This window comes from Williamsia sp. SKLECPSW1 (assembly GCF_054332755.1).
In genome coordinates this window covers 1986553-2008455 of record NZ_JBTGLI010000001.1, presented here as the reverse complement: position 1 = coordinate 2008455, position 21903 = coordinate 1986553, and the positions used below count along the sequence as shown (strand labels likewise).

The following is a 21903-nucleotide window of genomic DNA, read 5'->3' as shown; positions in this document are numbered from 1 at the left end:
CCAAGGGAGAGAACCATGGACCTCGAACTCTCGAGTGCCGACATCGAGTTCCGCGACAGCCTGCGCGAGGTGTTCGTCGGGGAGATCCCCGCCGACATCCGCCGACGCAGCGCGCTGAACCAGACCACCCACGACGACATCGTCACCAGCCAGCGGATCCTCAACCGCCACGGCCTCGCCGTCCCGCACTGGCCCGCCGAGTGGGGTGGCAAGGACTGGAGCGCGACGCAGTCGCACATCTACGGCTCGGAGCTCCAACGCGCCGCCGTGCCACAGCCGCTCGCGTTCAACGTCTCGATGGTCGGCCCCATCATCGCCGAGTTCGGTTCGCAGGAGCAGAAGGAGAAGTTCCTGCCCGCGACGGCGAACCTCGACATCTGGTGGTCGCAGGGATTCTCCGAACCCGAGGCCGGCTCCGACCTCGCGTCACTGAAGACCACCGCGCGGCGCGACGGTGACCACTACGTCCTCAACGGCCAGAAGACCTGGACGACATTGGGGCAGTACGGCGACTGGATGTTCGTGCTCGCACGGACGAACCCCGACGCGCCCCGCAAGCAGCAGGGGATCTCGTTCCTCCTGCTCGACCTCACGACCCCGGGGATCGAGCGCCGCCCGATCCGTCTGATCGACGGCAGCGCCGAGGTCAACGAGTTCTTCTTCGACGACGTCGTCGTCCCCGCCGAGAACCTCGTCGGTGAGGAGAACAAGGGCTGGACCTACGCCAAGTTCCTGCTCGGCAACGAACGCAACAGCATCGCGCAGGTCGGCACCTCGCAACGGATCTACGCCGACCTGGCGGCCGCTTCCTCCGAGACCGACACGGGGTCCGGCACTCTCGCCGACGACGCCGCGTTCCGGGGGTCGATGCACTCGCTGAAGACGCGTCTCCTGGCGCTGGAGGCGACACAGTTGCGTGTCACCGGCGCATCCGAGAACGGCCAGGCGAGCCCCGTCTCGTCGCTGTTGAAGATGGAGGGCACCCAGACCCTGCAGGCGCTGACGCGTCTGCGGATGTCGGGCGCCGGCTCCGACGGGGCGATGGTCTCCGCCGACGGCGAACTCGCCGCCGACGCGGCAGCGACCGCCTCCGCCGCGCAGTACCTCAACTTGCGCAAGCTGTCGATCTTCGGCGGCTCCAACGAGATCCAGCGTGGCGTCATCGCCAAGACGATCCTCGGACTCTGAGCGACACGGACGTAGGAGAAGAACACATGAACCTCGACCTGAACGACGACCAGCAACTCCTCTTCGAGACCGTCGACTCCGCCGTCGGCCGCGACTACACCATGGGCGGCCGCGCGAACGCGACGTCGTCGGACCTCGGGTGGAACGCCCGCACCTGGTCCACCCTCACCGAACTCGGACTGACCGGGCTCACCATCGCGGAGGACCACGGCGGCGTCGGAGCCGGACCGGTGGAGCTCTACGCGAGCCTGCAGGCCATCGGGCGTCACGCCGCGACCGAACCCCTCCTCGACGGTGTCGCCCTCCCCGGCTGGATCATCACCGACCTCGGCACCCCGACGCAGGCGAAGGAACTGCTCGGAGCCCTCGCCGCCGGCGAGACGATCGTCGCGGTCGCGCACGCCGAGCCCGGTCGCGCATGGGACGCCACCCCGTCGGCCACCGCGACGGCCGCCGACGACGGCACCGTCACCGTCACCGGTGTGAAAGCACCTGTCGTGCACGCCGACCAGGCGTCGCACCTCCTCGTCACCGTCGCCGACGGCGGGGGCCGCACCCAGGTCGCACTCGTCGAGGCGTCGGCGGCAGGCGTCAGCCGGTCCGACGGCCGCACCGCCGACTGGACCCACGCATCGCAGGTGACGTTCACCGACACCCCCGGTGTGCTCCTCGGGGACGGCAGCGCCGACGCGGCGACCGCACTGCGCACCGCGTTCGCGAAGGCGCGCATCGCCGTCACCGGTGAGGCCGTCGGTCTGATGGAGTCCGGTCTCCGTCTCACCGTCGAGTACCTGAAGTCCCGCAAGCAGTTCGGTGTGCCGCTGTCGACGTTCCAGGCGCTGGTCCACCGCGCCGCCGACCTCTACACACAGGTCGAACTGGCACGGTCGATGGCGCTGTACGCCACCGCGACCGCGGAAGCCGTCGCGAACGGCGCCGCCGACGTCGGTGTCCTCGTGTCCACCGCCGACGACGCGTTCGTCTTCGTGTGTGACGCCGCGATCGGCGTGGCCGAGGAGATCGTGCAGCTCCACGGCGGCATCGGCATGACCTACGAGTCGGAGATCGGTCACCACGCGGCCCGGCTCGTCGGCATCACCGCGACACTGGGCGGAGTGGAGGCGGCACGACGCCGTGCGGTCGCGTCCGACTCCGTGCTGCGCGCACCGAGCGCGCTGCTCAACAACGCCGACGCCGCCTGAGAGGAGCGCATCGTGTTCGATCATCTGCTCGTCCTCGACATCGCCGGCGGCGCCATCCGTCGGATCGACCTCGACGGCACGGTGAGCACCGTCGTCCCCGAGACCGGTTCGGCACCGGACGGGATCGTCCGCGACCCCACCACCGACCGCATCTGGTGGACCCTCATGGGCCGCCCGCGGCGCGGGGACGGCGGCGCCGACTTCACCGACCGCAACGGCGGTCTCCGCTCTGCGCGCACCGACGGCTCCGACATCACCACGGTCCTGACCGACGGTGCGATCACCACCGGCAAGCAGCTCGATCTCGCCGACGGCCACCTGTACTGGTGCGACCGCGAGGGCGGCCGCGTCATGCGCGCTGCCGTCGACGGCAACGACGTCACCGATCTGGTGGTCCGCCCCCGGGACCCGGAGACCGGTCTCGTCGACATCGGCGACCAGTGCGTCGGGATCGCCGTCGACACCACATCGCGGCACCTGTACTGGACGCAGAAGGGCCCGGCCAAGGGCGATGCGGGACGGATCTTCCGGGCCGGCCTCGACATCCCCACCGGGGAGACCGCCGAGACCCGCACCGACATCGAGACGGTGTGGTCGGAGCTCCCCGAGCCGATCGACCTGTGGTTCGACGACACGTCGTCGGTCCTCTACTGGACCGACCGCGGCGCTCCACCGTTCGGCAACACCTTGAACTGCGCACCCGTTCCGGCCGTCGGTGAGTTCGGTGTCGAACCGACGATCCTGGCGAAGGATTTCGCCGAGGCGATCGGGCTCGCCGTCGACATCGACTCCGGTGTCGCCTACGTGACCGCGCTCGACGGCTCCGTGCGCGCCGTCCCGATCCGTGCGGGCGCACCCGAGGAGCACGTGCTCGCAACGGTTCCCGGCAGTGCGTTCACCGGCCTCGTGGGGGTGGCGTCATGACCGCGGTGGCGATCGTCGGTGCCGGCGTCATCGGGATCTCGTGGGCGCGACTCGCCCGCGACCACGGCTGGACCGTCACGATCACCGACCCCCGACCCGATCTCCACGACATCGTCACCGCCGCGTTCGGCGACGACGAGAACGTCCGGGCCACCGCCGATCTCGCCGAAGGCGTCCACGACGCGGACATCGTCCAGGAGAACGGCCCCGAGCGGCTGCCGGTCAAACAGCAACTGTTCACGGAGATCGGCGCGGCCGCCCCCGCGAACGCCGTCCTCGCGACGTCGAGTTCGTCGATCACCGCATCCGAGATCGCCGCCGACCTCGACGACGACGTCGCAGCACGGCTGATCGTCGGCCATCCGTTCAACCCGCCCGAACTCATGCCGCTCGTCGAGGTCCTCCCCGGGTCTCGCACGGTCGCGTCCACCACCGAGCGCGCCGTCGAGCTCTACCGGGGGCTGGGTCGCGAGCCCGTCGTCGTCGCCACGGAGATGCCCGGCTTCGTCGCGAACCGGTTGCAGGCAGCCATCTCCCGCGAGGCGCGGTACCTCGTCCAGCAGGGCGTGGTGTCTCCCGCGGACCTCGACACCATCCTGCAGAACTCGCTGGGCCTGCGGTGGGCGACCATCGGGCTGTTCGAGGGCAATGTCCTCGGCGGAGGCCCGGGCGGGATCCGCCATCTGCTGGCCGGCGTCGGCGCGCAGACCGGTGGTATCGAACCCGGCGTCCCGGCCACCGATCCCGCGTCGATGGAACGTCTCGTCGACGCCGTCGAGTCCACCTACGGGACGGGCGAGGACGTCTACGAGTCGCTGCGGACTCGTCGGGACCGCCGTACCCGCGCGGTGCTGGCCGCACTCGCCGACGACGACGCCCGGGACCGCTGAGACGGCGATGTCAGATCTGCGGCCCCTGGGCACGCAGGGTGTCCACGGAGTCCATCGCCTCCCGCAGTTCCGCCAGCCAGGCCTCGGTGTGTTCACCGACCAGCTTGACCGACCACGCCACCGCGTCGGCGCGCGATCGCGCGACACCCGCGTCGACGAGCGTGTCGAGGACCTGCCGCTCGGACTGACGGAGCCGTGTCATCACCGGAACGGCGAGGTGCGTGAACATGATTCGTCGATCATCGATCCGCACACCCCACGACACCGTGCGCCCGTAGCGCGCCTGTGCCTCGTCGGCGATGGTCATGCGCTGCGCGCGTGTGTCCTCACGGAACCGCGACGCTCGGCCCTGGGCTGCCGCGGTGCCGTCACCGTCGGCGTCGGGGGCGGTCAGCGTGCCCACCACGGTGATCTCGTCGCGGTCGACGACGACCTCGGGGGCGCCGTCGAACCAGTCGTCGGGGAGGCGACCGACGAACCACGCGGAGGCGTCACCCGCGTCGGGGAGTTCGGCCTGCTGCCACCCACCGCGACGTCCTCCGCCGCGACTCGGTTGTCTGGTCATGATTGCTCCTTCGTTGCGTGATTAGATGATTACACGCTAACGGAGTAAGCAAGCCCGGGTTCGCTGAGAGCAGATGCTCTCGCGCTGCAGCGACCGCACGGTCGCCCTATCCTTCCCACCGTCTGTTCACGTCAATGAACGTCCGGTTCGAGGAATGCCATGTCGCGCTCGATCGTCGTCGCCACGCTCGTCGTCCTCGTGTGCCTCGGTCTGGTGACGGCGCCCGCCGACGCCACACCGCCCGGCGTCGCACGCGATGATCTCGCCGCCCCGGGGCCGTTCGCCGTCGCGTCGACCGCGCGGATCGTCCCGTGCGCCGGCCCGAGCGCTGCGGAGCAGAACGCGGACGCGCGACGGCAGGGTGCGCGCACCGCGCTGCAGTGCACGACCACGCAACCGGTCATCGGCGGTCCGTCGAACAGCATCGACTTCTGGTATCCGACAACGGCACCCGGCCCTCGACCACTCGTGGTGTTCGTGCCCGGTGACGGCGCCAATCCCGGGTACTTCGCCGCGCTGGCCCGCCACTGGGCCGGCTACGGATTCGTCGTGGCGATCGCGACGATCCGGCAGGAGATCCTCCCGGGGAGCCCGTCCTACGGCGTCCGCCGGGCACTCGCCGCGGGCCGCGACCCGCGCTCACCGATGTTCGGGCGCATCGACACCCGGTCGGTCATCCTGGCCGGACATTCCGCGGGCGCGACGAAGGCGATCGAGGCCGCCGGACTCGACGGGGCGTCCCGTCGCGGCGTGCCGACCCCGGCCGATCTGACGCTCCCCCGCGGGACACGGCTCACCGCGGTCCTCGCCCTCCAGCCCGACGTCTACACGGTGACCGCCGGCGTCGACGTCCCGACGTTCACCGTGACCGGTGACGCCGACCGGACATCGCGCCCGGATCCGATCGGCGTGCTCGTGCAGGACCGCATCGACGGACCCGCCTGGTTCGCCGTCGCGCGCGGCGCACCCCACCTGATCACCGTCGACCCTGTGCGCACCGTCCCCTTCGCCGGCGCGGCGACCGCGTTCCTGCTCGCGACCACGGGCGACGCGAGCGCCTGCCACACGTTCGTCGGTCGGGACTGGGCGCTGCGCGACGACCCCACTTTTGTACGCGCCGTGCGCAACCGCGCCGCGACCGCGACCGCCTGCCCGGTGGGAGGTGCCCGGTGACGCGCATCCTGGCGATGACGTCGCCCGCGCGGGGATTGCTGTACCCGATCGTCGAGACGGCCCTCACCCTGCGCGCCCGTGGCCACGACGTCCACATCGCCACGATCACCGACGAGGTCCCGATGCTCTGGAACCTCGGCCTCGACGCGTCGCCGCTGCCGCCGGTGCTGAAGAACACGGCGCCCGGGGACCAGCACGACGGCACCGGCCGCGGCATCCGTGCGCTGACCGACCGACTGGTCGCACGCGCCGACGCCGAGTTCGACCACTTCTCCCACCTCATCGCGCGGCACTCTCCCGACCTGGTGATGGCCGACGTGTCCGCGACGGGTGCGCATCTCGCCGCCGAGGCGTCGGGCCTGCCGTGGGCGATGTGGAGTCCGACGTTCCTGCCTCTGAGCGGCGACGGACCGCCGCCGGGGCTCGGCCTGCGCGTGCGATCCGGTCGTGTGTGGCGCGCACGCGACGCCGCCCTCGGTGCCGTCGCGCGGGGCGTCTGGGACCGCACGTTCCTCCGGCCGCTGAACGACCTGCGCGACCGCCGCGGTCTGCCGCCGGTCGGCCACACCGAGGACATCGTCCGCGGCGCGCCGCTGGTCATCAGCCTCTGCGGACCACCGCTGCAACATCCGTCGTCGACGTGGCCGTCGTCGGTCGTCACGGTCGGTCCGTCACTGTGGGGGCCACCGGCCGACCCCGATCCCCGGATCGCGGAGATCACCGAGCCGATCGCGCTGGTGACGTGCTCCACCGAGGTGCAGGCCGACGCCGCGCTCGCCCACACCACGCTCGACGCCCTCGCCGACACCGCTCTGCACACCGTCGTCACCACCGGCGCCCACGACCCCGCCGCGTTCACGACCCGCCCACGGGCAACCGTGGCACGCCTGCTCCCACACGATCAGATCCTCGCGACCGCGCGCGTGGCGATCACCCACGGCGGCCTGGGCATCACACAGAAGGCGCTCGCCCGCGGGGTGCCGCTCGTCGTCGTCCCGTTCGGGCGCGACCAGCGCGACGTCGCCGTCCGCGTCGAGGCCGCCGGTGTCGGCGTCCGTCTCGTCCCGCGATCGCTCACCGCGGAGACCCTCCGCGACGCCGTCGACCGAGCGATCACGATGCGGGACCGTGTACACGGCGTCGCCGCGGCGATGAACGCCGACGGCTCGGCCCGACGAGCCGCCGACGCCCTCGACGACCTCGTGGCGACCGCGGCACGACACGTCGCGTGAGGGCCGGCTCCCCCGGACACCGCATGCGCGAACCAGACATCGCTTACCCTCGACAGGAGACAGCGTCACCTGCGGTTCCCGAGGAGAGCGAGCCCATGTCCGGCGATCAGCGTCCGCCCACGCGGAGGGTGCACCCCCGTCGGTCCGTCGCACGGACGGACCGGGTTCGTCGACATCCCCTCGAGCGCGACATCGACATCCGCGAACGCCGACTCCAGCTGCTGCTCGGGTTCGTCGGCCTGCTGATGCTGCCGCTGGCGATCGTGCCCGGCATCGTCATCTGGGCGTCCCAGGACGAGGCGCCCCCGCCGGTCATCACGATGGTCAACGCGACCACCGACACCGCAGCGCCACCGGTCACACCGATCGCCACGACCCTCGGCCGGGACGACGTCAACACCGTCGTGGCCCATTGGACTTTCGAGGGTCGTCCGCACACCGGGCGGATCACCGTCCCGCCGGGCACGGAGGCCGGGAGCAAGCTCCTGCTCACGGTCGACGAGCTCGGTGAGCCGACGCCTCCGGTCCCGCTCCGCGCCGACTCGGGTGTCACGGGTGTGGCCGTCGCCGTGGTCCTCGTCGGCCTCGTCATCGCGATCTACCTGGCCCTGCGGGCGCTGATCACCACCCGCTGCGACCGCGTCCGCATGGAGCGCTGGGACGAGGACCTCGCTCGTCTGCTGAGCTGAGGGACTCGTCGGCCGGCACCCGGATCCCCGGTCCGGGTCTTTTCTCGTCGCGAGTCAGGCGGCGATGCCTCACACGGAATCGGTGACGGCGGCCCGTCGGTGCCGCACCGCGGCCCAGGCACCGGTGCACCACAGCGCCCACGCGACGAGCAGCGGTTGGAAGAACAGCCGGATGAGTCGAGCACTGTCGGTGTCGAGACCGAACGCGTCCCGGTGGTCGACGTACTGGGCGATGTTGCCGGGGAACACGGCGACGAAGAACGCCGCGACGACCCACCCCACGATGACCGTGTGGCGGTACAGCAGCAGGAGCGCGAGGCCGAGAACGATCTCGACGATCCCCGACGCGACCACGACGAACCCGGTGTCGAGCGGGACCCAGCCGGGGACCTGCGCGTCGAACTCGTCGCGTGCGAACGTCAGATGAGCGGTCCCGGCGAAGATCAGGAACCCGCCGAGGACGCCACGGAGTGCGTTGCGGAACCAGGTCACGAGAACTCCCACCGCCGAGGACGTGTCCTCTCACCGTAGGCGCACCCGATCAGGGACAGCAGCTGTCGGACGGACACGCGTCGTCGGCAGGCCGCCCGGGCATCGGTGCGCAACACGTCTCGCCGTGCCAGGCACTCACACCCTCTCGGACGGCGATCGCAGCGATGAGGAGGGCCGCGAGCGGATCAGCCCACCACCAACCGACCGTCGCACTGAGCAGCAGCCCCACGAGAAGCACGGCCGACAGGTAGGTGCACAGCAGCGTCTGTCGCGAATCCGCCACGGCCGACGCCGAACCCAGCTCTCTGCCGGCCCTGCGCTGCGCCCACGACAGGATCGGCATCACGACGAGGCTCGCGGCGGCGAGGGCGATGCCGATCACGCTGTGCTCGGCCTCCCGTGCGCCCACCAGTGCACGGAGCGCGTCAACCGTCACGTAGAGGGCCAGCGCGAAGAACGATCCGGCGATGATCCGGAGCGCCACCTTCTCGCGCCGTTCCGGGTCCGTCGCCGAGAACTGCCAGGCGACCGCGGCCGCGGAGGCGACCTCGATGGTCGAGTCCAGACCGAACCCGATCAACGCGCCCGACGACACCCGGCGCCCCTCCGTGAGTGCCACCGCCGCCTCGATCACGTTGTAGGAGATGGTCGCCGCGACGAACCACCGGATCCGTCCCCGCAGGACACCCCGGCGGTCGGCGGTCAGCGTGCCGGTGGCCAGCAGCAGCAGCCGTCGACGGCCGCGGCCGCACAGCATGCGGGGTCGACGGCGAGAACGAGACCACGGAGGTCGTCCAGAGCCCGGGCGATGCGCTCGTCGGCGAGCTCGTAACGCACCCTGCGGCCCTCGGGGACGGCCACGACGAGGCCGCACCCACGCAGACACGCCAGGTGGTTGGACAGGATCTGCCGCGAGACGCCGATGGCGTCGGCGAGAGCCGACGGGTGTGCACCGGCCTCCCGCAAGCGCAGCAGGATCTGCAATCGAGTCCCGTCCGAGAGTGCATGTCCGAACCGGATGAGTGCCTGGTCTGCTGTCGCCGCCGCGGTCGCCACGGGGCGATAGTACAGATTTCGCTGTACTAACTCAGCTCGTTGCCGCGGCCCCGACCACTGCTGCGGCCGGTTTCGGCGTCCAGTTGTCCTGGTAGATGCCGAACGTGCTCTCCGGATCCGAGGTGTCGGCGGAGTTGCGATCGACGAGGGTGTAGACGTAGGCGGGTCCGGCGTAGGAGAGGGTTCTCCAGGTGGACAGGAAGTCGTCGATGTAGTCCGACTGCTGCGCGGCCGAGACCTGGTTGGTGGGAAGGCCGTACTCGGTCGCCCAGATCTTCTTCGTGCCGTCGCCGTTGGACACCATCAGGTTCCGGATCGCGGTCACCTGGTTCAGGGGCGAGTTCGCCAGCGAGGCACCCTGTGAGAACTTCGTCGAGTACTGGTACGGGTGGAACGACAGGGCCGTGAACGATCCCTTCGCGCCGGCCGCGTACATCTGCTGCACGAAGTCGACGGGATTGAGCGTCCAACTCCCCCACGTGATGGTCGACCCCAGGACCCCGCCGATCACCGTGGCGCTCGGCTGGGCCTTCTTGATCGCCGGATACGCCGCCTTGAGCAAGGCCGTGTAGCCGACGGGGTCGGGTGCAGGCGAATACGAGGTCGCCGCGTTGGGCTCGTTCCACACCTCGAAGGCCGTCATCTTCGAGACATAGCGCTTGGCGAGGACTCCCATGAACGACCCCAGATCGGCGGGGTTCGTCGGCGGGGCGTAGAGCGACGTGTTCGCGGCGCGCGCCCACGCCGGCGTGGTGTTGACGACCCCCAGCACCCCGAGACCCTGCGACGCCGCCGCCGACACGACCGCGTCGAGGGGCGCCCACGAATAGACGCCGTCGGCGGGCTCGTAGGCAGCCCAGGGCACAGCCAGACGAACCGTCTTGACGCCGAGAGCGGCGATGGTGCTCAAGTGCTTGGCGACGACCGTCGGATCGGAATAGGAGAAATAGAGATCATTGTCCGAAATTCCCACCGTTCGTTTGTTCACGGATATCGACGCAGCTGTACGGAATTCCGTACGGATCTCATGCGTCGTGGTGATGCCGTGAATCCCCGCCACCAGCGAGATGGCCAGCGTGACAGCCACTACCAGCCGTGCCGACCGATGGAACAACCATTGTGCGATGCGCGATGACATCTGCATTGCCTTCTCCGATCATCCGATGACGATCCCCCGAGAAGGCTCTGAACTTACACTTTATTTGAGTGAATAACGGACAACATCAGAAATTTTACATGCAATTGCGCATCACTCACAGCACATGAGAAATCTGCAAAAACCGACGTGAACCGTCAGCTGTCGATGCGATTGCCGTCGTCGTCCCAGTGCTCGGCCACCTTCTTCGACGGCTGCACGCGAGGAGGTTCACCGGGCATCTTCGGATAGTCCGGTGGGAAGTTCAGCTCCCCACCGGGAAGGGTCTCCCACAGTTCCAGCAGCGGATCCAGTTCGTGCGCGGTGTCGTTCATGTCCGCCCACGGATCGCCGTCGGCGAAGTGGTCGGGCACCGTGAAGACGTTGTACGCGGCGGGATCCGAGGTCTCCGCGAGGAGGTCCCAGGTCATCGGCGTCGAGACAGGAGCGCCGGGACGGGGCCGCACACTCCACGCGCTCGCGATGGTGCGGTCGCGGTTGTTCTGGTTGTAGTCGATGAACAGTCGCGAACCCCGCTCCTCCTTCCACCAGGCGGTGGTCACGCTGTCGTCCCGGCGCTCCAGCTCCCGGCCGAACCCGATGGCCGCGTGCCGCAGATCCTCGAACGACCACCGCGGCGCGATACGCACGTAGACGTGGATGCCGCGATTGCCGCTCGTCTTCGGATATCCGCGAAGTCCCAGCTCCTCCAACAGTTCCCGCGCCACCAACGCAACCCGGCGCGCGTCGGTGAACGTGGTGCCCGGCTGCGGGTCGATGTCGATGCGCAGCTCGTCGGGGTGGTCGACGTCAGCACGGGTGACCGGCCACGGATGGAACGTCAAGGTGCCCATCTGCGCGGCCCACACCGCCGCCGCCGGCTCATGCGGGCAGAGTTCGTCGATGGGACGGCCGTTCGGCGTGTGCACGCGGACGGTCTCGAGCCAGTCGGGCGCACCCTTCGGCAGCCGCTTCTGATAGAAGCCGTCGGCCTCGCGATCCTGCGTGCTGGTGGCGAGCCGCATGCCCTCGCGCCACCCGCTCGGCCAGCGCTCCATCGCCACCGGCCTGTTCCCGATCGCACCCATGAGCGCGTCGCCCATCGTCGCGAAGTACTCACACACCTGCAGTTTCGTGACCTCGGGGGTCGAATCGGTGGCGTCGAAGACGACGCGGTCCGGGCTCGACACCCGGACCTCACGGTCACCGACCGTCACCGTGGTCGCCGGGGCTTTGGCCATGCGCACACGCTATCGGGAGACGACCCGAGTCGGCACTGCTTCGGACCCGGGTGCGACACAATGACCGGGTGGACCTCCCTGTGATGCCGCCGATCTCACCGATGCTGGCCAAGCCGGTGAAGACGATGCCCGCGGATGCTTCGTACGAGCCGAAGTGGGACGGATTCCGCAGCATCTGCTTCCGCGACGGCGACGAGGTCGAACTCGGCAGCCGCAACGAGCGTCCGTTGACGCGGTACTTCCCCGAGGTCGTCGCCGCGGCCGCCGCGGAACTGCCGACCCGGTGCGTCATCGACGGCGAGATCGTCGTCGCCACCGACCACGGGCTCGACTTCGAGGCGCTGCAACAGCGCATCCATCCCGCCGACTCCCGGGTCCGGATGCTGTCGTCGGCGACGCCCGCGGCGTTCATCGCGTTCGACCTGCTCTCGCTGGACGACGAGGACTACACCTCGCGACCGTTCACCGAACGTCGTGCCGCGCTCGTCGAGGCCCTCGCCGGGGTGGGCCCGACCTTCCACGTCACCCCGGCCACCACCGATGCCGACGTCGCCCGGACATGGTTCTCCGACTTCGAGGGCGCCGGTCTCGACGGGGTGATCGCCAAACCCTTCGACGTGACGTACCAACCCGACAAGCGCGTGATGTTCAAGGTGAAGCACGAACGAACCGCCGACTGCGTCGTCGCCGGGTACCGCGTGCACAAGAGCGGACCCGACGCGATCGGGTCGCTCATGCTCGGGCTCTACACGGACTCGGGTTCGCTGGCGTCGGTCGGGGTGATCGGCGCCTTCCCGATGGCCAAGCGCCGCAGCCTGTTCGAGGAGCTCCAACCGCTCGTGACGGACTTCGAGGACCACCCGTGGAACTGGGCGGCCACCGAGGCCGGCGGACAGACGCCGAGCCGCAACGCCGGGTCGCGGTGGAACGCGGGCAAGGACCTGTCGTTCGTGCCGCTGCGTCCGGAGCGTGTCGTCGAGGTGCGCTACGACCACATGGAGGGTGAGCGCTTCCGCCACACCGCCCAGTTCAACCGGTGGCGTCCCGACCGTGATCCTCGTTCGTGCACCTACGAGCAACTCGACCAGCCCGTCACCTTCCGCCTCGACGACATCGTCCCGGGGCTGGGGAGCTGACCAACTGCCGGCCGCATCCCCTGCGCGGCGGCCCGACTCCTGGCGTCTACGGCGTGCTCGCGGACGACGGGGGCTGGGTGGGCTGCAGTGTGAGGGTGGTGTTCGACAAGACGGGTGGGCACGAGCCGCTGAGCGTGACGAGCGCCGACCCGCCGTCGGCGTAGAAGAGGGTGTACTTCGTGACATACCTGGGCCGTCCCGCCATGCTGGGGCAGCTCATCCCAGGATCGGGCGACGTCGCGGTGGCGAAGGTCGTGAGCAGTTCGCGCATCGGTGCGCCCGTGTATCGCACGGAGGGGCCGAACAGTTCGGACCGGCCATCCGACGCAGCCAGTCGGTAACTGCACTCCACGACGATGTCCGGCGTGTCGGGAGCGAGGACGCCGGGCGCAGTACGGGTGGCCTCCGGCCAGGCGGGGTCGTCGACCGTCGGAGGACAGGTCCAGTTGCGAGCGCTCGTGGTGGCGACAGCCGTCGACGGCGTCATCCCGACCAGTGGCCGATCCCCGGCCGGGGAGGAGCATCCCGTCGCCGACGCGATCAGTGCGAGCGTGGCGACAACCGTCGCCACGGATACGGGCGTACGCATCCTGCGACGATAGCCGTGCATCTGTGCAGTGATGGGCCGTCGATGATCTCGCGGTATGACCGTCGCCGCCATCCGGCCGATCGCGCTGGCCCTGGTCCGCCGCTCCGACGGCGCTCTGCTGGTGACCGGACACGGCCTGGACTCCGACGACCCGCGCGTCCGACCGGTCTGCGGGGGGATCGAGTTCGGTGAGACCGCCCTGGGGGCACTCGACCGGGAACTCCGGGAGGAGCTCGACGTCGGGGTGCGGGGCGCGCGGCTGCTGAGCGTGTTCGAGAGCATCTTCGGCGTCGACGACGGGCGACTGGTCCCCGAGGCGTTGATCGGGATCGACGACTCCCGGCGCCGCGTCCCCCAGCCCCGCGACGAGGTGTAGGCAGAGACGGTGAGCATTCGTTTCGGCATCGGGGTCGGTGGCGACGTTCCCCCCACCGACCTCCCCGGGTTCATCGACCGCCTCGAGGCGGACGGCGTCGATTCGCTGTGGTTCTCCGAGCTGGTCTATTCGCCTGCCGTCGACCCGTTCGTCGGCATGGCGTTCGCGGCTGCACGCACGACGCGGATGAAGGTCGGGACCTCGGTGGCGATCCTTCCGGGGCGCAATCCTGTTCTGCTGGCGAAGCAGCTGATCTCGCTGTCCCAGCTGGCCCCGCGGCGTGTGTTGCCCGTCTTCGGCCTGCAGCCGGCGAATGCCCGAGAGCGTGATCTCTTCCCCGTCGAGGGCCGGCGCGGCGACGTGTTCGACGAGTCGCTGCGGCGACTCCGGGCCTCCCTCGACGACGACGATCTTCGGCAGGGTGCCACCGGCTCGCTCGACATCTGGCTGGGCGGACGGGCGCCGGCGGCATTCCGGCGGATCGGGGCGCTGGGAGACGGGTGGCTGGGGAGCTTCCTGACCGCCGCCGAGGTCGAGGCCGGTATCGCGGCCATCCGTGACGCGGCGACAGCGGCGGGTCGGACCGTCGACGACGACCACTTCGGGATGACCCTCCTGGTCACCGACGGAGCCCGACCCGACGAGGTGATGCGGCGAATCGGGACCCAGCGACCGGAGGTCGACCCCCGCGAACTCGTCGCCACCGGCTGGCCCGCCCTGCACCGGATGATCGACGACCACGTCGCCGCCGGCGTCAGCAAGTTCGTCATCGTCCCGGCGGGCGGCGACGCGGGGGCCTTCGTCGACCGATTCGTCGCCGAGGTGCTCCCGCGTCAGACCTGACTCGGCCGGCGGGGTCGACAGGGTCCGGTGGGCTGTCGCGAACCTAGACTCGTCAGCGGCCCATCGCGAGGAGGACACCGAGTGCAGTACCCGTGGCGCCCGGCACTGCGGTCCGCCTCCGGCGCCATCGCACTCGAGTGGTGGGTCGGCGAGGTACGGACAGCCGACTGGTGGGTGGAGGCCTATGCCCAGCGGATCGCCCGCATCGCCGACGCCGACGAGGTGGCCGTCCACCACCTCGAGGGCGGACTGGTCCTGGTCGAGGTCGTCGCGCCGTCGCGTGTCGGGCTGGATCCCGGCGACCTCTCCCGTGGCCCGCACGAGACCCGCGTGCCGATGGCCGGTCAGGTGACCTCCCGCGGGGATGTCCTGACGACCACATCGGAGGCGAGGGTCGCCGGACGCGCAATCCTCGTGACAGCCCACACACCCCACGACGCCGCAGCAGTGCGCTCGAGTCTCGTCGACCGGGTCGTCCCCGCACTGCACGCGGCTCCGGGTGTCCGCGCGGCGCGTGTCCACCTCACCGACGGTCGTCACGGGTCGTCTGTGCTCGGCGACGTCGTGGTGGTCGAGGCCCGCGACGCGCATTCCGCCCGGACCGCACTCGAGACCGTCGCCACCGACGACGTGTTCGCTGGGCGCGAGCCTTGCATCCACACCGTGACCGCGACCCGGATACTCCGCGAGAACGGTCGGCCCCTGCTGCCCGCGGACCGCCCGGTGCCCGCGCCCCCGCTCGACCCGATGCGTCGTCGCCCGACCCCCGCACCGGTGTCCACCGCATCCCCATCGCTTCCACCGTCGAGGGTCATCGACCTGCCGGCGGGCTTCGCCGAGGACGTCGTCGTCGACGCGAGCGGCTTCCTGCTGTGCGGCGTCGAGGGTGGCACGATCCTGCGCATCGATCCCGCGAGTCATGCGGTGTCCACGGTCGCATCGACAGGTGGCCGACCCCTCGGCCTCGAACACCGTTCCGACGACACGCTTCTCGTGTGCGACGCACACCTCGGACTGCTTCACCTCGACCTCACCACCGGCGAGCTGACCACCCTGACCCGATTCGTCGACGATCGCCCGCTGCGCTTCTGCTCCAACGCGACCACCCTCGCCGACGGCACGGTCTGGTTCACCGAGTCCACGACACGATTCGACTTCGAACACCACCGCGGTTCATTGATGGAGAACCGACCGTCGGGCCGTCTGCTGCGCCGCGCACCCGATGGGACCGTCACGGTGATCCGGGACGACCTCTGGTTCGCGAACGGCATCACGCAGACCCCGGACGGCACGGCGGTCATGGTCGTCGAGACCGCCGCACACCGCGTCGATCGTGTGACACTCCGCGGATCACGTTCCGGCGCGGTCGACATCGTCACCGCCGGGCTTCCCGGATTCCCCGACAACATGTCCGCCTTCCGCGACGGCCGGGCGTGGATCCCGCTGACCAACCCGCGGATGCGAGCCCTGGAGATGCTCGGTACGACCCCCCGCTGGGTGTCGCAGATCGCCTGGCGTGCACCCGACCGACTGCGGCCCGAGCCAGAGCACACCGTCTGGGCGGTGGCGATCGACGAGGACGGTGACATCGTCGACGAGGTACACGGTGCGCATCCCGCGTTCCACACCGCGACCGGAGCCGTCGAGGTCGGCGGGAAGCTGTTCCTGGCCAGTGCGTTCTGCGGTCCGATGCTCGAGGTCGATCTCAGGGGTCGACGATGAGCGGCGCCGGCCGGTTCGCCCCGTCCCCGTCGGGTGACCTGCACGTCGGCAATCTGCGCACCGCGCTGCTGGCATGGCTGTTCGCGCGGTCGTCGGGCCGATCGTTCCTGCTGCGGATCGAGGATCTCGACGACCGGACCTCGCCGGAGGTCGCCGAGCGGCAGGTCGACGACCTGACCGCCATCGGCATCGTCTTCGACGGTGAGCCCGTCGTCCAGTCGTCGAGGCGTGACCGGTACGACGCCGTGATCGACGAATTGCGCTCCGACGGTCTGACATTCGAGTGCTTCTGCACCCGCAAGGAGATCCTGTCCGCGCCGCGGGCGCCGCACTCCCCACCTGGCGCGTACCCCGGGACATGCCGCGACCTCAGCGAGACACAGCTGCGGGAACGTCGGGAGTCCGGACGTCCACCGGCGATCCGACTCCGATCACAGGTCACCCAGTTCACCATCCACGACGAGTTGTGCGGGACGTTCACCGGCGTCGTCGACGACTTCGTGCTCCGCCGCGGTGACGGCGTCGCGGCGTACAACCTGGCGGTCGTCGTCGACGACGCCGACAGCGGTGTCGATCAGGTCGTTCGCGCCGACGACCTGCTCAGCTCGACCCCGCGCCAGGCGTACCTGGCCCAGGTCCTCGACCTCGCGACCCCGTCGTACGCCCATGTCCCGCTGGTGCTCAACACTTTCGGCACCCGACTCGCCAAGCGCGACGGCGCCGTCACGCTGGGCAGCCTGCGGTCGATCGGGGTGTCGCCCGATCGGGTCCGCGCACAGCTGGCCGGATCCCTCGGCCTCGGCGACGGATCCGAGACGCCGGACGGCGCAACACTTCTCGCGCGGTTCGACCCGGCGAAGATCCCCGCGGGACCGTGGATCCTCGACCCGGTCGACCTTCTCTGACCCTCAGGCCACCTGATCTTTCGCCGGCGAGACGTATCCGCCGGTCAGGACACGGTAGGCGTACGTACCCGCGATGAGGGTGACCGGGATGCTCACCAGCAACCCGACGAGGCACAGGATGAGCCCGACGACGTTGAGCAACGCGCACACCAGGGCCAGCGGGAACAGCTGACCGAAGTTCTGCGTGGTGAGACGGAAGGTGTTCGAGAGCGCGGCTCCGAAACCGTCGTTGCGATCGATCGCGAACGTGAGCGCGTACCAGGTGAGGTAGAGCAGCGCGATGCCCGGGATGATCAGCAGCACGAACCCGATGCCGACCATCAGACCCACGACGATCACCAGTCCGAAGATCGCGCCGAGGTTGGAGAACCGGAAGAACGCGCCGAGACCCGGCTTGCGCCCGTCGCACTCGTCGAGCGCGCCACGGATGTAGGCGGCCTGGAACAGGACACCGACCACGAACGACACCAGGGACCCGACGATGGACAGAGCCGAGGTGGTCGTCGTCAGATCGCTGGTGTCGAAACCGCGGAAGGCCAGGTTGATCACCACGTTCACGAGCAGCGACAGAAACGCGATCAGCAGCCAGCTGCCGACGTTGCCGCTGAACTTGCTCCAGCCGTAGGACAGAGCCGCGCCCACCGACAGCTGCGGTGCCATCTGCGTGCTGGGCGGCGGCATCGGCGGCGGGAAGCCACCGGACCCCTGCCCATATTGGGGTGGCGGCGGGTACGAACCGGGCGGCGGTGGATAGGAACCCGGCGGCGGCGGGTACGACCCCTGCGGCGGTGGATACGCGCCGGGCGGGGGCGGGTAGCCCGTCGAGCCGTCGTCGGGCTGGCTGCGCTGCGGATCCTCGGGGGGCTGGGTCATCTCGTCGCTCCTCGGCAGGGTGCATCCGGTCAGCTCATGAGAGTAGGCGTTCGGCGACCGTCTCGGGAGCATCTCGTGCAGGTGTTCGGCGACCGGATCGACAAGATCTGCTGCGTCCGATCCGTCTGATTTAGGCTGGGGCAGCATCCGCCGCGTCTGTGGTGGGCACGAGGAAGGATCCGAGATGACCGGACCGCAGCAGTACCCAGGTCAGAACCCTGAGGGACAGAATCCCGGCTACGGGCAGTCACCCCAATACGGCCAGTCGCCCCAGTACGGCCAGGGTCCCGATCTGGGAAAGACCGGCGACCAGTCGGCCGGCTACCCGCCGCCGGGCGCATACCCGCCACCGCAGGGCAGCTACCCGCCGCCCGCGCAGGGCAGCTACCCGCCGCCCCCGCCGCCGCAGTACGGCGCGCCGAACGAGCAGGGCATCTACTCGACCACCGGACAGCCGGCCGGTGCCGGTCTGCGCCTGGTGGCCCGCATCCTCGACGGATTGATCGTGGGGATCCCCGTCGCGATCATCGAGGGCATCGTCGCCACCGCCGCAGGCTGGGTCGCGGGCTACATCGTGGCGCTGATCCTCAGCCTCGCCGGCTTCGCCTACTTCGTGCTGCTCGAGTCCCGCACCGGCGCGACGCTGGGCAAGCGGGTCCTGTCGCTGCGCACAGTCGGCCCGGACGGCGGCATGCCGTCGCAGGACGTGGCGATGCGCCGCAACGCGTTCATGCTGCTCGGATTCCTCTCCGCGCTGCTGAACTTCACGTTCATCCTGTCCGGACTCGTCGGATTGGTGACCCTCGCGGTGTTCATCGCGATCGGCGTCACCATCGCCAACGACCCGAACAAGCAGGGTTTCCACGACAAGTTCGCCGGCGGGACGCGCGTCGTCCGCAACTAGGTCCCGCGTTCTCCCACTCCGGCCGGTCCGCCTCAGGCGGGCCGGCCGGCGTAGTACCGGGACAACGTCGCGTCACGGAAGTCGACATACGTTCCGTCCTCGATCGCGGCGCGAGCACGGTCGACGAGGGTCACGATGAAGTGCTCGTTGTGGATCGTGCACAGCGTCGACGCCAAACCCTCTTTCGCACGGAAGAGATGGTGGATGTAGGCGCGGGAGTAGGCACTCGTGTAGTTCGTCAGCTCCGGTTCGATGGGCCGGAAGTCGGAACGGAACCGACTGTTGGTGATGTTGACCCGACCGTCGAACGTGTAGACGGCACCGTTGCGCGCCACCCGCGACGGTGACACGCAGTCGAAGGTGTCGGCGCCGTTCTCGATCGCGGTGAAGATGTCGTCGGGTTCGCTGATCCCGAGGAGGTGGCGCGGCGCCTCGTCGGGCAGCTCGTCGACGACCCACCCCACGATGGTCCCCAGATTCGCCTTCTCCAGCGCCCCGCCGATCCCGTAACCGCCGAAACCCCGTCCGCCGTCGGCGATGTCCCGATCGTGCAGCGCGACGAGTCCACGCGTCGCGGCACGCCGCAGATCCTCGTACTGCGCACCCTGCACAACACCCCACAGAGCCTGCGCGGGACGGTGACCACGTTCGCGGGACTGCCGGTTGTGTTCGGCCAGACAGCGTTCCGCCCACAGTCGGGTCCGTTCGACCGAGGTCTCCTGATAGCCGCGGGTGTTCATCAGGGTCGTCAACTCGTCGAACGCGAAGATGATGTCGGCGCCGAGCTGGTGCTGGATCTGCATCGACACCTCCGGCGTGAACCGGTGCGTGGTGCCGTCCAGGTGGGATTTGAAGGTCACGCCGTCGTCGTCGACACGCGCGAGCCGCTCCTTGCCGGGTGCGATGACCGCGTCGTCCTCTTTCCCGGACACGTCCATCGATATGACCTTCTTGAAGCCCGCACCCAGCGACATCACCTGGAACCCGCCGCTGTCGGTGAACGTCGGACCGGGCCAGTTCATGAACGCACCGAGCCCGCCGGCGGCGTCGACGATCCCCGGCCCGGGCTGCAGATAGAGGTGGTAGGCGTTGGCGAGGACGGCCTGCGCACCGAGGTCGCGCACGGACTCCGGCAGGACGGTCTTCACCGTCGCCTTCGTACCGACCGGCACGAACGCGGGGGTACGGATGTCGCCGTGCGCGGTGTGGATGACGCCGGTGCGTCCGCGGGTACCCGGGAGGCCGGTGCCCGGGGTGAAGGGAGTCGACGTCACCCGGGGATCCTCCCAGGCAGCAGCATCACCCGCCGGGACGGGTCAGCGATCGCAGGGCGGCGCAGGGGCGTCGACGAAGAAGGGCGCGCCTTTCGGCAGCAGGTAGACGACGTCGAGCACGACGGGCTCCGTCGTGAGGTTCTGACCGCGGTGGGTGTTGCCCTCGCCCTCGGGTTCGACGATCGCCTGACCGGCTCGGTAGACCACGGGCTTGCAGTCCGAACCGGGGTGGGTGAGCGTCCCCGACTCGACGATGCCGACGATGCGCCCGTCGTGGAAGTGCCAGCCCGTCGTGCCTCCCGGCGCGATGGTGATGCGGCGGGCCGTCGCCGTCCCGGGACCCGCGACGAACGGGAGCAACCCGGCAGGGAGGTCCGCGGTGGCGATCGTCTGGGCGGTCACACCGGAACTGGGCGTCGCCGACGCCGTCGCCGTCCCGCTGGTCAGGAGCCCGGCGGCGCAGGCCGCCACACCGAGGACGCGCAGTGCGCCACCGCGCATCGTCGCTGAAGGCTGGTACATCGACGCAGCGTACGCCCGCACATCGGCCTGACGACGTCGATCGGCGAGAGCGACGACCGGGTTCGCTACGGTGGCGGGCATGGCTGTCCCACCGATGCGTCTCTGGGCCCCCGCCGTCGCCGCCATGGCGGGCGCCGTGCTGCTCGGCGGGTGTGGATCGGACTCCGGCGACGTCGCCGGCACGGTCTCCTCGACCGCGGCACCCTCCGCCGAGCAGGCATCGTCGACCGTCGATGCGCCGACCAGCACAGATCCCGACGCACAGTCGGTCCCCGGCCCCCGTCTGCCCGCGGCGACGTCGGTCCCGGAGTCGAAGGAGGCACCGACCGTCGACGGCACGCGCTGCGACACCGCGAACGGCCCGGAAGGCGCGCTGCGGGTGGTCGTCTTCCCCGGCGGATCGGCCGACTGCGGGACCGTGATGCCGGTGGCGCGGAAGTACGGTCCGCTCATCTCGTCCGGTCGCAACCAGGACGTCGACGGCTGGAACTGCGGGCCGTCACAGATCACCGGCGTGCTGGCCCGGTGCACGAAGGGCTCGGACGCCTTCGGCTTCCTGCCCCAGTGATCCCCCACCGTCCGTTGGGCGGTAGGAGCCGTTCGTTGGGCGGCCGGAACCGTTGGTTGGGCGGTAGGAGCCGTTCGTTGGGCGGTAGGAGCCGTTCGTTGGGCGGTGCGAGCCGCGCCCGCTCCGACGAGTTCTCCGGTGCGCCCGCGAACCGCGCCTACCGCCCAACTACTGGTCCCTACCGCCCAACAGACGGTCCCTACTGCCCAACAGACGGTGTGGTGGGCCATCAACGACGAATCCCCGCCCCGGTGACCCGGGACGGGGATCCGCTCTGCGGTGGCGGGGGGATTTGAACCCCCGGTACGGGGTTACCGCACACAGCATTTCGAGTGCTGCACCTTCGGCCGCTCGGACACGCCACCGCCGGTGACTGTACCGCAGGCGGCCTGCGACCTCTGAAT

General features: G+C 69.8%; 24 protein-coding genes and 1 tRNA gene. 14 read left to right on the top strand and 11 right to left on the bottom strand.

All coding sequences use genetic code 11. The annotated features are described in order from the left end of the window. Window positions 1-15: 15 nt before the first annotated feature. The 4 genes from ACXVUM_RS09330 to ACXVUM_RS09315 are packed head-to-tail and all read left to right on the top strand — an operon-like array spanning window position 16 to window position 4204. Window positions 16-1188, top strand: a complete 1173-nt coding sequence (locus ACXVUM_RS09330; protein WP_458521535.1) for an acyl-CoA dehydrogenase family protein — start codon at window positions 16-18, stop codon at window positions 1186-1188. A gap of 26 nt (window positions 1189-1214) precedes the next feature. Beyond that, entirely contained in the window at window positions 1215-2390 is a 1176-nt protein-coding gene (locus tag ACXVUM_RS09325; protein ID WP_458521534.1) for an acyl-CoA dehydrogenase family protein, read from the top strand. Between the two features lie 12 nt (window positions 2391-2402). Continuing rightward, window positions 2403-3314 carry a hypothetical protein gene (locus ACXVUM_RS09320; protein WP_458521533.1) on the top strand — a complete coding sequence of 304 codons (912 nt, stop codon included), beginning with the start codon at window positions 2403-2405 and terminating at the stop codon, window positions 3312-3314. Next, window positions 3311-4204 carry a 3-hydroxyacyl-CoA dehydrogenase NAD-binding domain-containing protein gene (locus ACXVUM_RS09315; protein ID WP_458521532.1) on the top strand — a complete coding sequence of 298 codons (894 nt, stop codon included), beginning with the start codon at window positions 3311-3313 and terminating at the stop codon, window positions 4202-4204. The genes ACXVUM_RS09320 and ACXVUM_RS09315 overlap by 4 nt, the downstream gene beginning before the upstream one ends. A gap of 10 nt (window positions 4205-4214) precedes the next feature. Here the strand turns inward: ACXVUM_RS09315 and ACXVUM_RS09310 are convergent, their stop codons facing one another. Then, window positions 4215-4769, bottom strand: a complete 555-nt coding sequence (locus ACXVUM_RS09310) for a hypothetical protein (protein ID WP_458521531.1) — start codon at window positions 4767-4769, stop codon at window positions 4215-4217. Between the two features lie 159 nt (window positions 4770-4928). Between ACXVUM_RS09310 and ACXVUM_RS09305 the strand changes: the two genes are divergently transcribed. From ACXVUM_RS09305 to ACXVUM_RS09295, 3 genes are all read left to right on the top strand, one after another. Continuing rightward, window positions 4929-5942, top strand: coding sequence for a poly(ethylene terephthalate) hydrolase family protein (locus ACXVUM_RS09305; protein ID WP_458521530.1), 1014 nt, complete (start codon window positions 4929-4931; stop codon window positions 5940-5942). Beyond that, window positions 5939-7174: a glycosyltransferase gene (locus ACXVUM_RS09300; RefSeq protein WP_458521529.1), complete on the top strand. Its 1236-nt coding sequence runs from the start codon at window positions 5939-5941 to the stop codon at window positions 7172-7174. Before ACXVUM_RS09305 ends, ACXVUM_RS09300 begins: the two co-directional genes overlap by 4 nt. A gap of 95 nt (window positions 7175-7269) precedes the next feature. Then, window positions 7270-7863: an Rv1733c family protein gene (locus ACXVUM_RS09295; RefSeq protein ID WP_458521528.1), complete on the top strand. Its 594-nt coding sequence runs from the start codon at window positions 7270-7272 to the stop codon at window positions 7861-7863. A gap of 69 nt (window positions 7864-7932) precedes the next feature. On the opposite strand, the gene ACXVUM_RS09290 is transcribed toward ACXVUM_RS09295, so the two are convergent. The 5 genes from ACXVUM_RS09290 to ACXVUM_RS09270 form a co-directional block, all read right to left on the bottom strand. Further along, window positions 7933-8355: a DoxX family protein gene (locus tag ACXVUM_RS09290; RefSeq protein ID WP_458521527.1), complete on the bottom strand. Its 423-nt coding sequence runs from the start codon at window positions 8353-8355 to the stop codon at window positions 7933-7935. 49 nt (window positions 8356-8404) lie between these two features. Beyond that, window positions 8405-9112, bottom strand: a complete 708-nt coding sequence (locus tag ACXVUM_RS09285; protein ID WP_458521526.1) for a cation transporter — start codon at window positions 9110-9112, stop codon at window positions 8405-8407. Then, a complete protein-coding gene (locus ACXVUM_RS09280; RefSeq protein ID WP_458521525.1) occupies window positions 9058-9411 on the bottom strand; it encodes an ArsR/SmtB family transcription factor in 354 nt (117 codons plus the stop codon). Before ACXVUM_RS09280 ends, ACXVUM_RS09285 begins: the two co-directional genes overlap by 55 nt. Window positions 9412-9442: 31 nt before the next feature. After that, window positions 9443-10384 (bottom strand): cellulase family glycosylhydrolase, encoded by a 942-nt coding sequence (locus ACXVUM_RS09275; RefSeq protein WP_458521524.1) that lies wholly within the window; start codon window positions 10382-10384, stop codon window positions 9443-9445. Window positions 10385-10704: 320 nt separating this feature from the next. Continuing rightward, complete coding sequence (locus ACXVUM_RS09270; RefSeq protein ID WP_458521523.1) at window positions 10705-11787, bottom strand: DNA polymerase domain-containing protein; 1083 nt, start codon at window positions 11785-11787, stop codon at window positions 10705-10707. A gap of 68 nt (window positions 11788-11855) precedes the next feature. Here ACXVUM_RS09270 and ACXVUM_RS09265 point away from each other — a divergent pair, with 68 nt between their 5' ends. Next, entirely contained in the window at window positions 11856-12923 is a 1068-nt protein-coding gene (locus ACXVUM_RS09265; RefSeq protein ID WP_458521522.1) for an ATP-dependent DNA ligase, read from the top strand. A gap of 46 nt (window positions 12924-12969) precedes the next feature. On the opposite strand, the gene ACXVUM_RS09260 is transcribed toward ACXVUM_RS09265, so the two are convergent. Further along, entirely contained in the window at window positions 12970-13512 is a 543-nt protein-coding gene (locus tag ACXVUM_RS09260; RefSeq protein WP_458521521.1) for a hypothetical protein, read from the bottom strand. A 55-nt stretch (window positions 13513-13567) separates the two neighbouring features. Between ACXVUM_RS09260 and ACXVUM_RS09255 the strand changes: the two genes are divergently transcribed. The 4 genes from ACXVUM_RS09255 to gluQRS all read left to right on the top strand — a co-directional run bounded on the left by ACXVUM_RS09255 (window position 13568) and on the right by gluQRS (window position 17358). Then, window positions 13568-13888 (top strand): NUDIX domain-containing protein, encoded by a 321-nt coding sequence (locus ACXVUM_RS09255; RefSeq protein ID WP_458521520.1) that lies wholly within the window; start codon window positions 13568-13570, stop codon window positions 13886-13888. 9 nt (window positions 13889-13897) lie between these two features. Further along, window positions 13898-14731, top strand: coding sequence for a TIGR03854 family LLM class F420-dependent oxidoreductase (locus ACXVUM_RS09250; RefSeq protein WP_458521519.1), 834 nt, complete (start codon window positions 13898-13900; stop codon window positions 14729-14731). An 81-nt stretch (window positions 14732-14812) separates the two neighbouring features. Next, window positions 14813-16453, top strand: a complete 1641-nt coding sequence (locus ACXVUM_RS09245; RefSeq protein ID WP_458521518.1) for an SMP-30/gluconolactonase/LRE family protein — start codon at window positions 14813-14815, stop codon at window positions 16451-16453. Next, window positions 16450-17358: a tRNA glutamyl-Q(34) synthetase GluQRS gene (gene gluQRS / locus ACXVUM_RS09240; RefSeq protein ID WP_458521517.1), complete on the top strand. Its 909-nt coding sequence runs from the start codon at window positions 16450-16452 to the stop codon at window positions 17356-17358. The genes ACXVUM_RS09245 and gluQRS overlap by 4 nt, the downstream gene beginning before the upstream one ends. 3 nt (window positions 17359-17361) lie before the next feature. On the opposite strand, the gene ACXVUM_RS09235 is transcribed toward gluQRS, so the two are convergent. Next, window positions 17362-18231, bottom strand: a complete 870-nt coding sequence (locus ACXVUM_RS09235) for a hypothetical protein (RefSeq protein WP_458521516.1) — start codon at window positions 18229-18231, stop codon at window positions 17362-17364. 184 nt (window positions 18232-18415) lie between these two features. On the opposite strand from ACXVUM_RS09235, the gene ACXVUM_RS09230 reads away from it, so the two are divergent. Then, complete coding sequence (locus ACXVUM_RS09230) at window positions 18416-19135, top strand: RDD family protein (RefSeq protein WP_458521515.1); 720 nt, start codon at window positions 18416-18418, stop codon at window positions 19133-19135. 32 nt (window positions 19136-19167) lie between these two features. On the opposite strand, the gene tgt is transcribed toward ACXVUM_RS09230, so the two are convergent. Both tgt and ACXVUM_RS09220 read right to left on the bottom strand, forming a co-directional pair. Further along, on the bottom strand, window positions 19168-20409 hold the full coding sequence (gene tgt, locus ACXVUM_RS09225) for a tRNA guanosine(34) transglycosylase Tgt (protein ID WP_458521514.1): 1242 nt from the start codon (window positions 20407-20409) through the stop codon (window positions 19168-19170). A gap of 42 nt (window positions 20410-20451) precedes the next feature. Further along, complete coding sequence (locus ACXVUM_RS09220; protein WP_458522837.1) at window positions 20452-20910, bottom strand: cupin domain-containing protein; 459 nt, start codon at window positions 20908-20910, stop codon at window positions 20452-20454. Between the two features lie 100 nt (window positions 20911-21010). Here ACXVUM_RS09220 and ACXVUM_RS09215 point away from each other — a divergent pair, with 100 nt between their 5' ends. Next, the gene (locus tag ACXVUM_RS09215; protein ID WP_458521513.1) at window positions 21011-21499 is read left to right on the top strand and encodes a hypothetical protein; all 489 of its coding nucleotides are present in this window, start codon (window positions 21011-21013) and stop codon (window positions 21497-21499) included. A 277-nt stretch (window positions 21500-21776) separates the two neighbouring features. On the opposite strand, the gene ACXVUM_RS09210 is transcribed toward ACXVUM_RS09215, so the two are convergent. After that, window positions 21777-21864, bottom strand: a tRNA-Ser gene (locus tag ACXVUM_RS09210). Window positions 21865-21903: the final 39 nt, after the last annotated feature.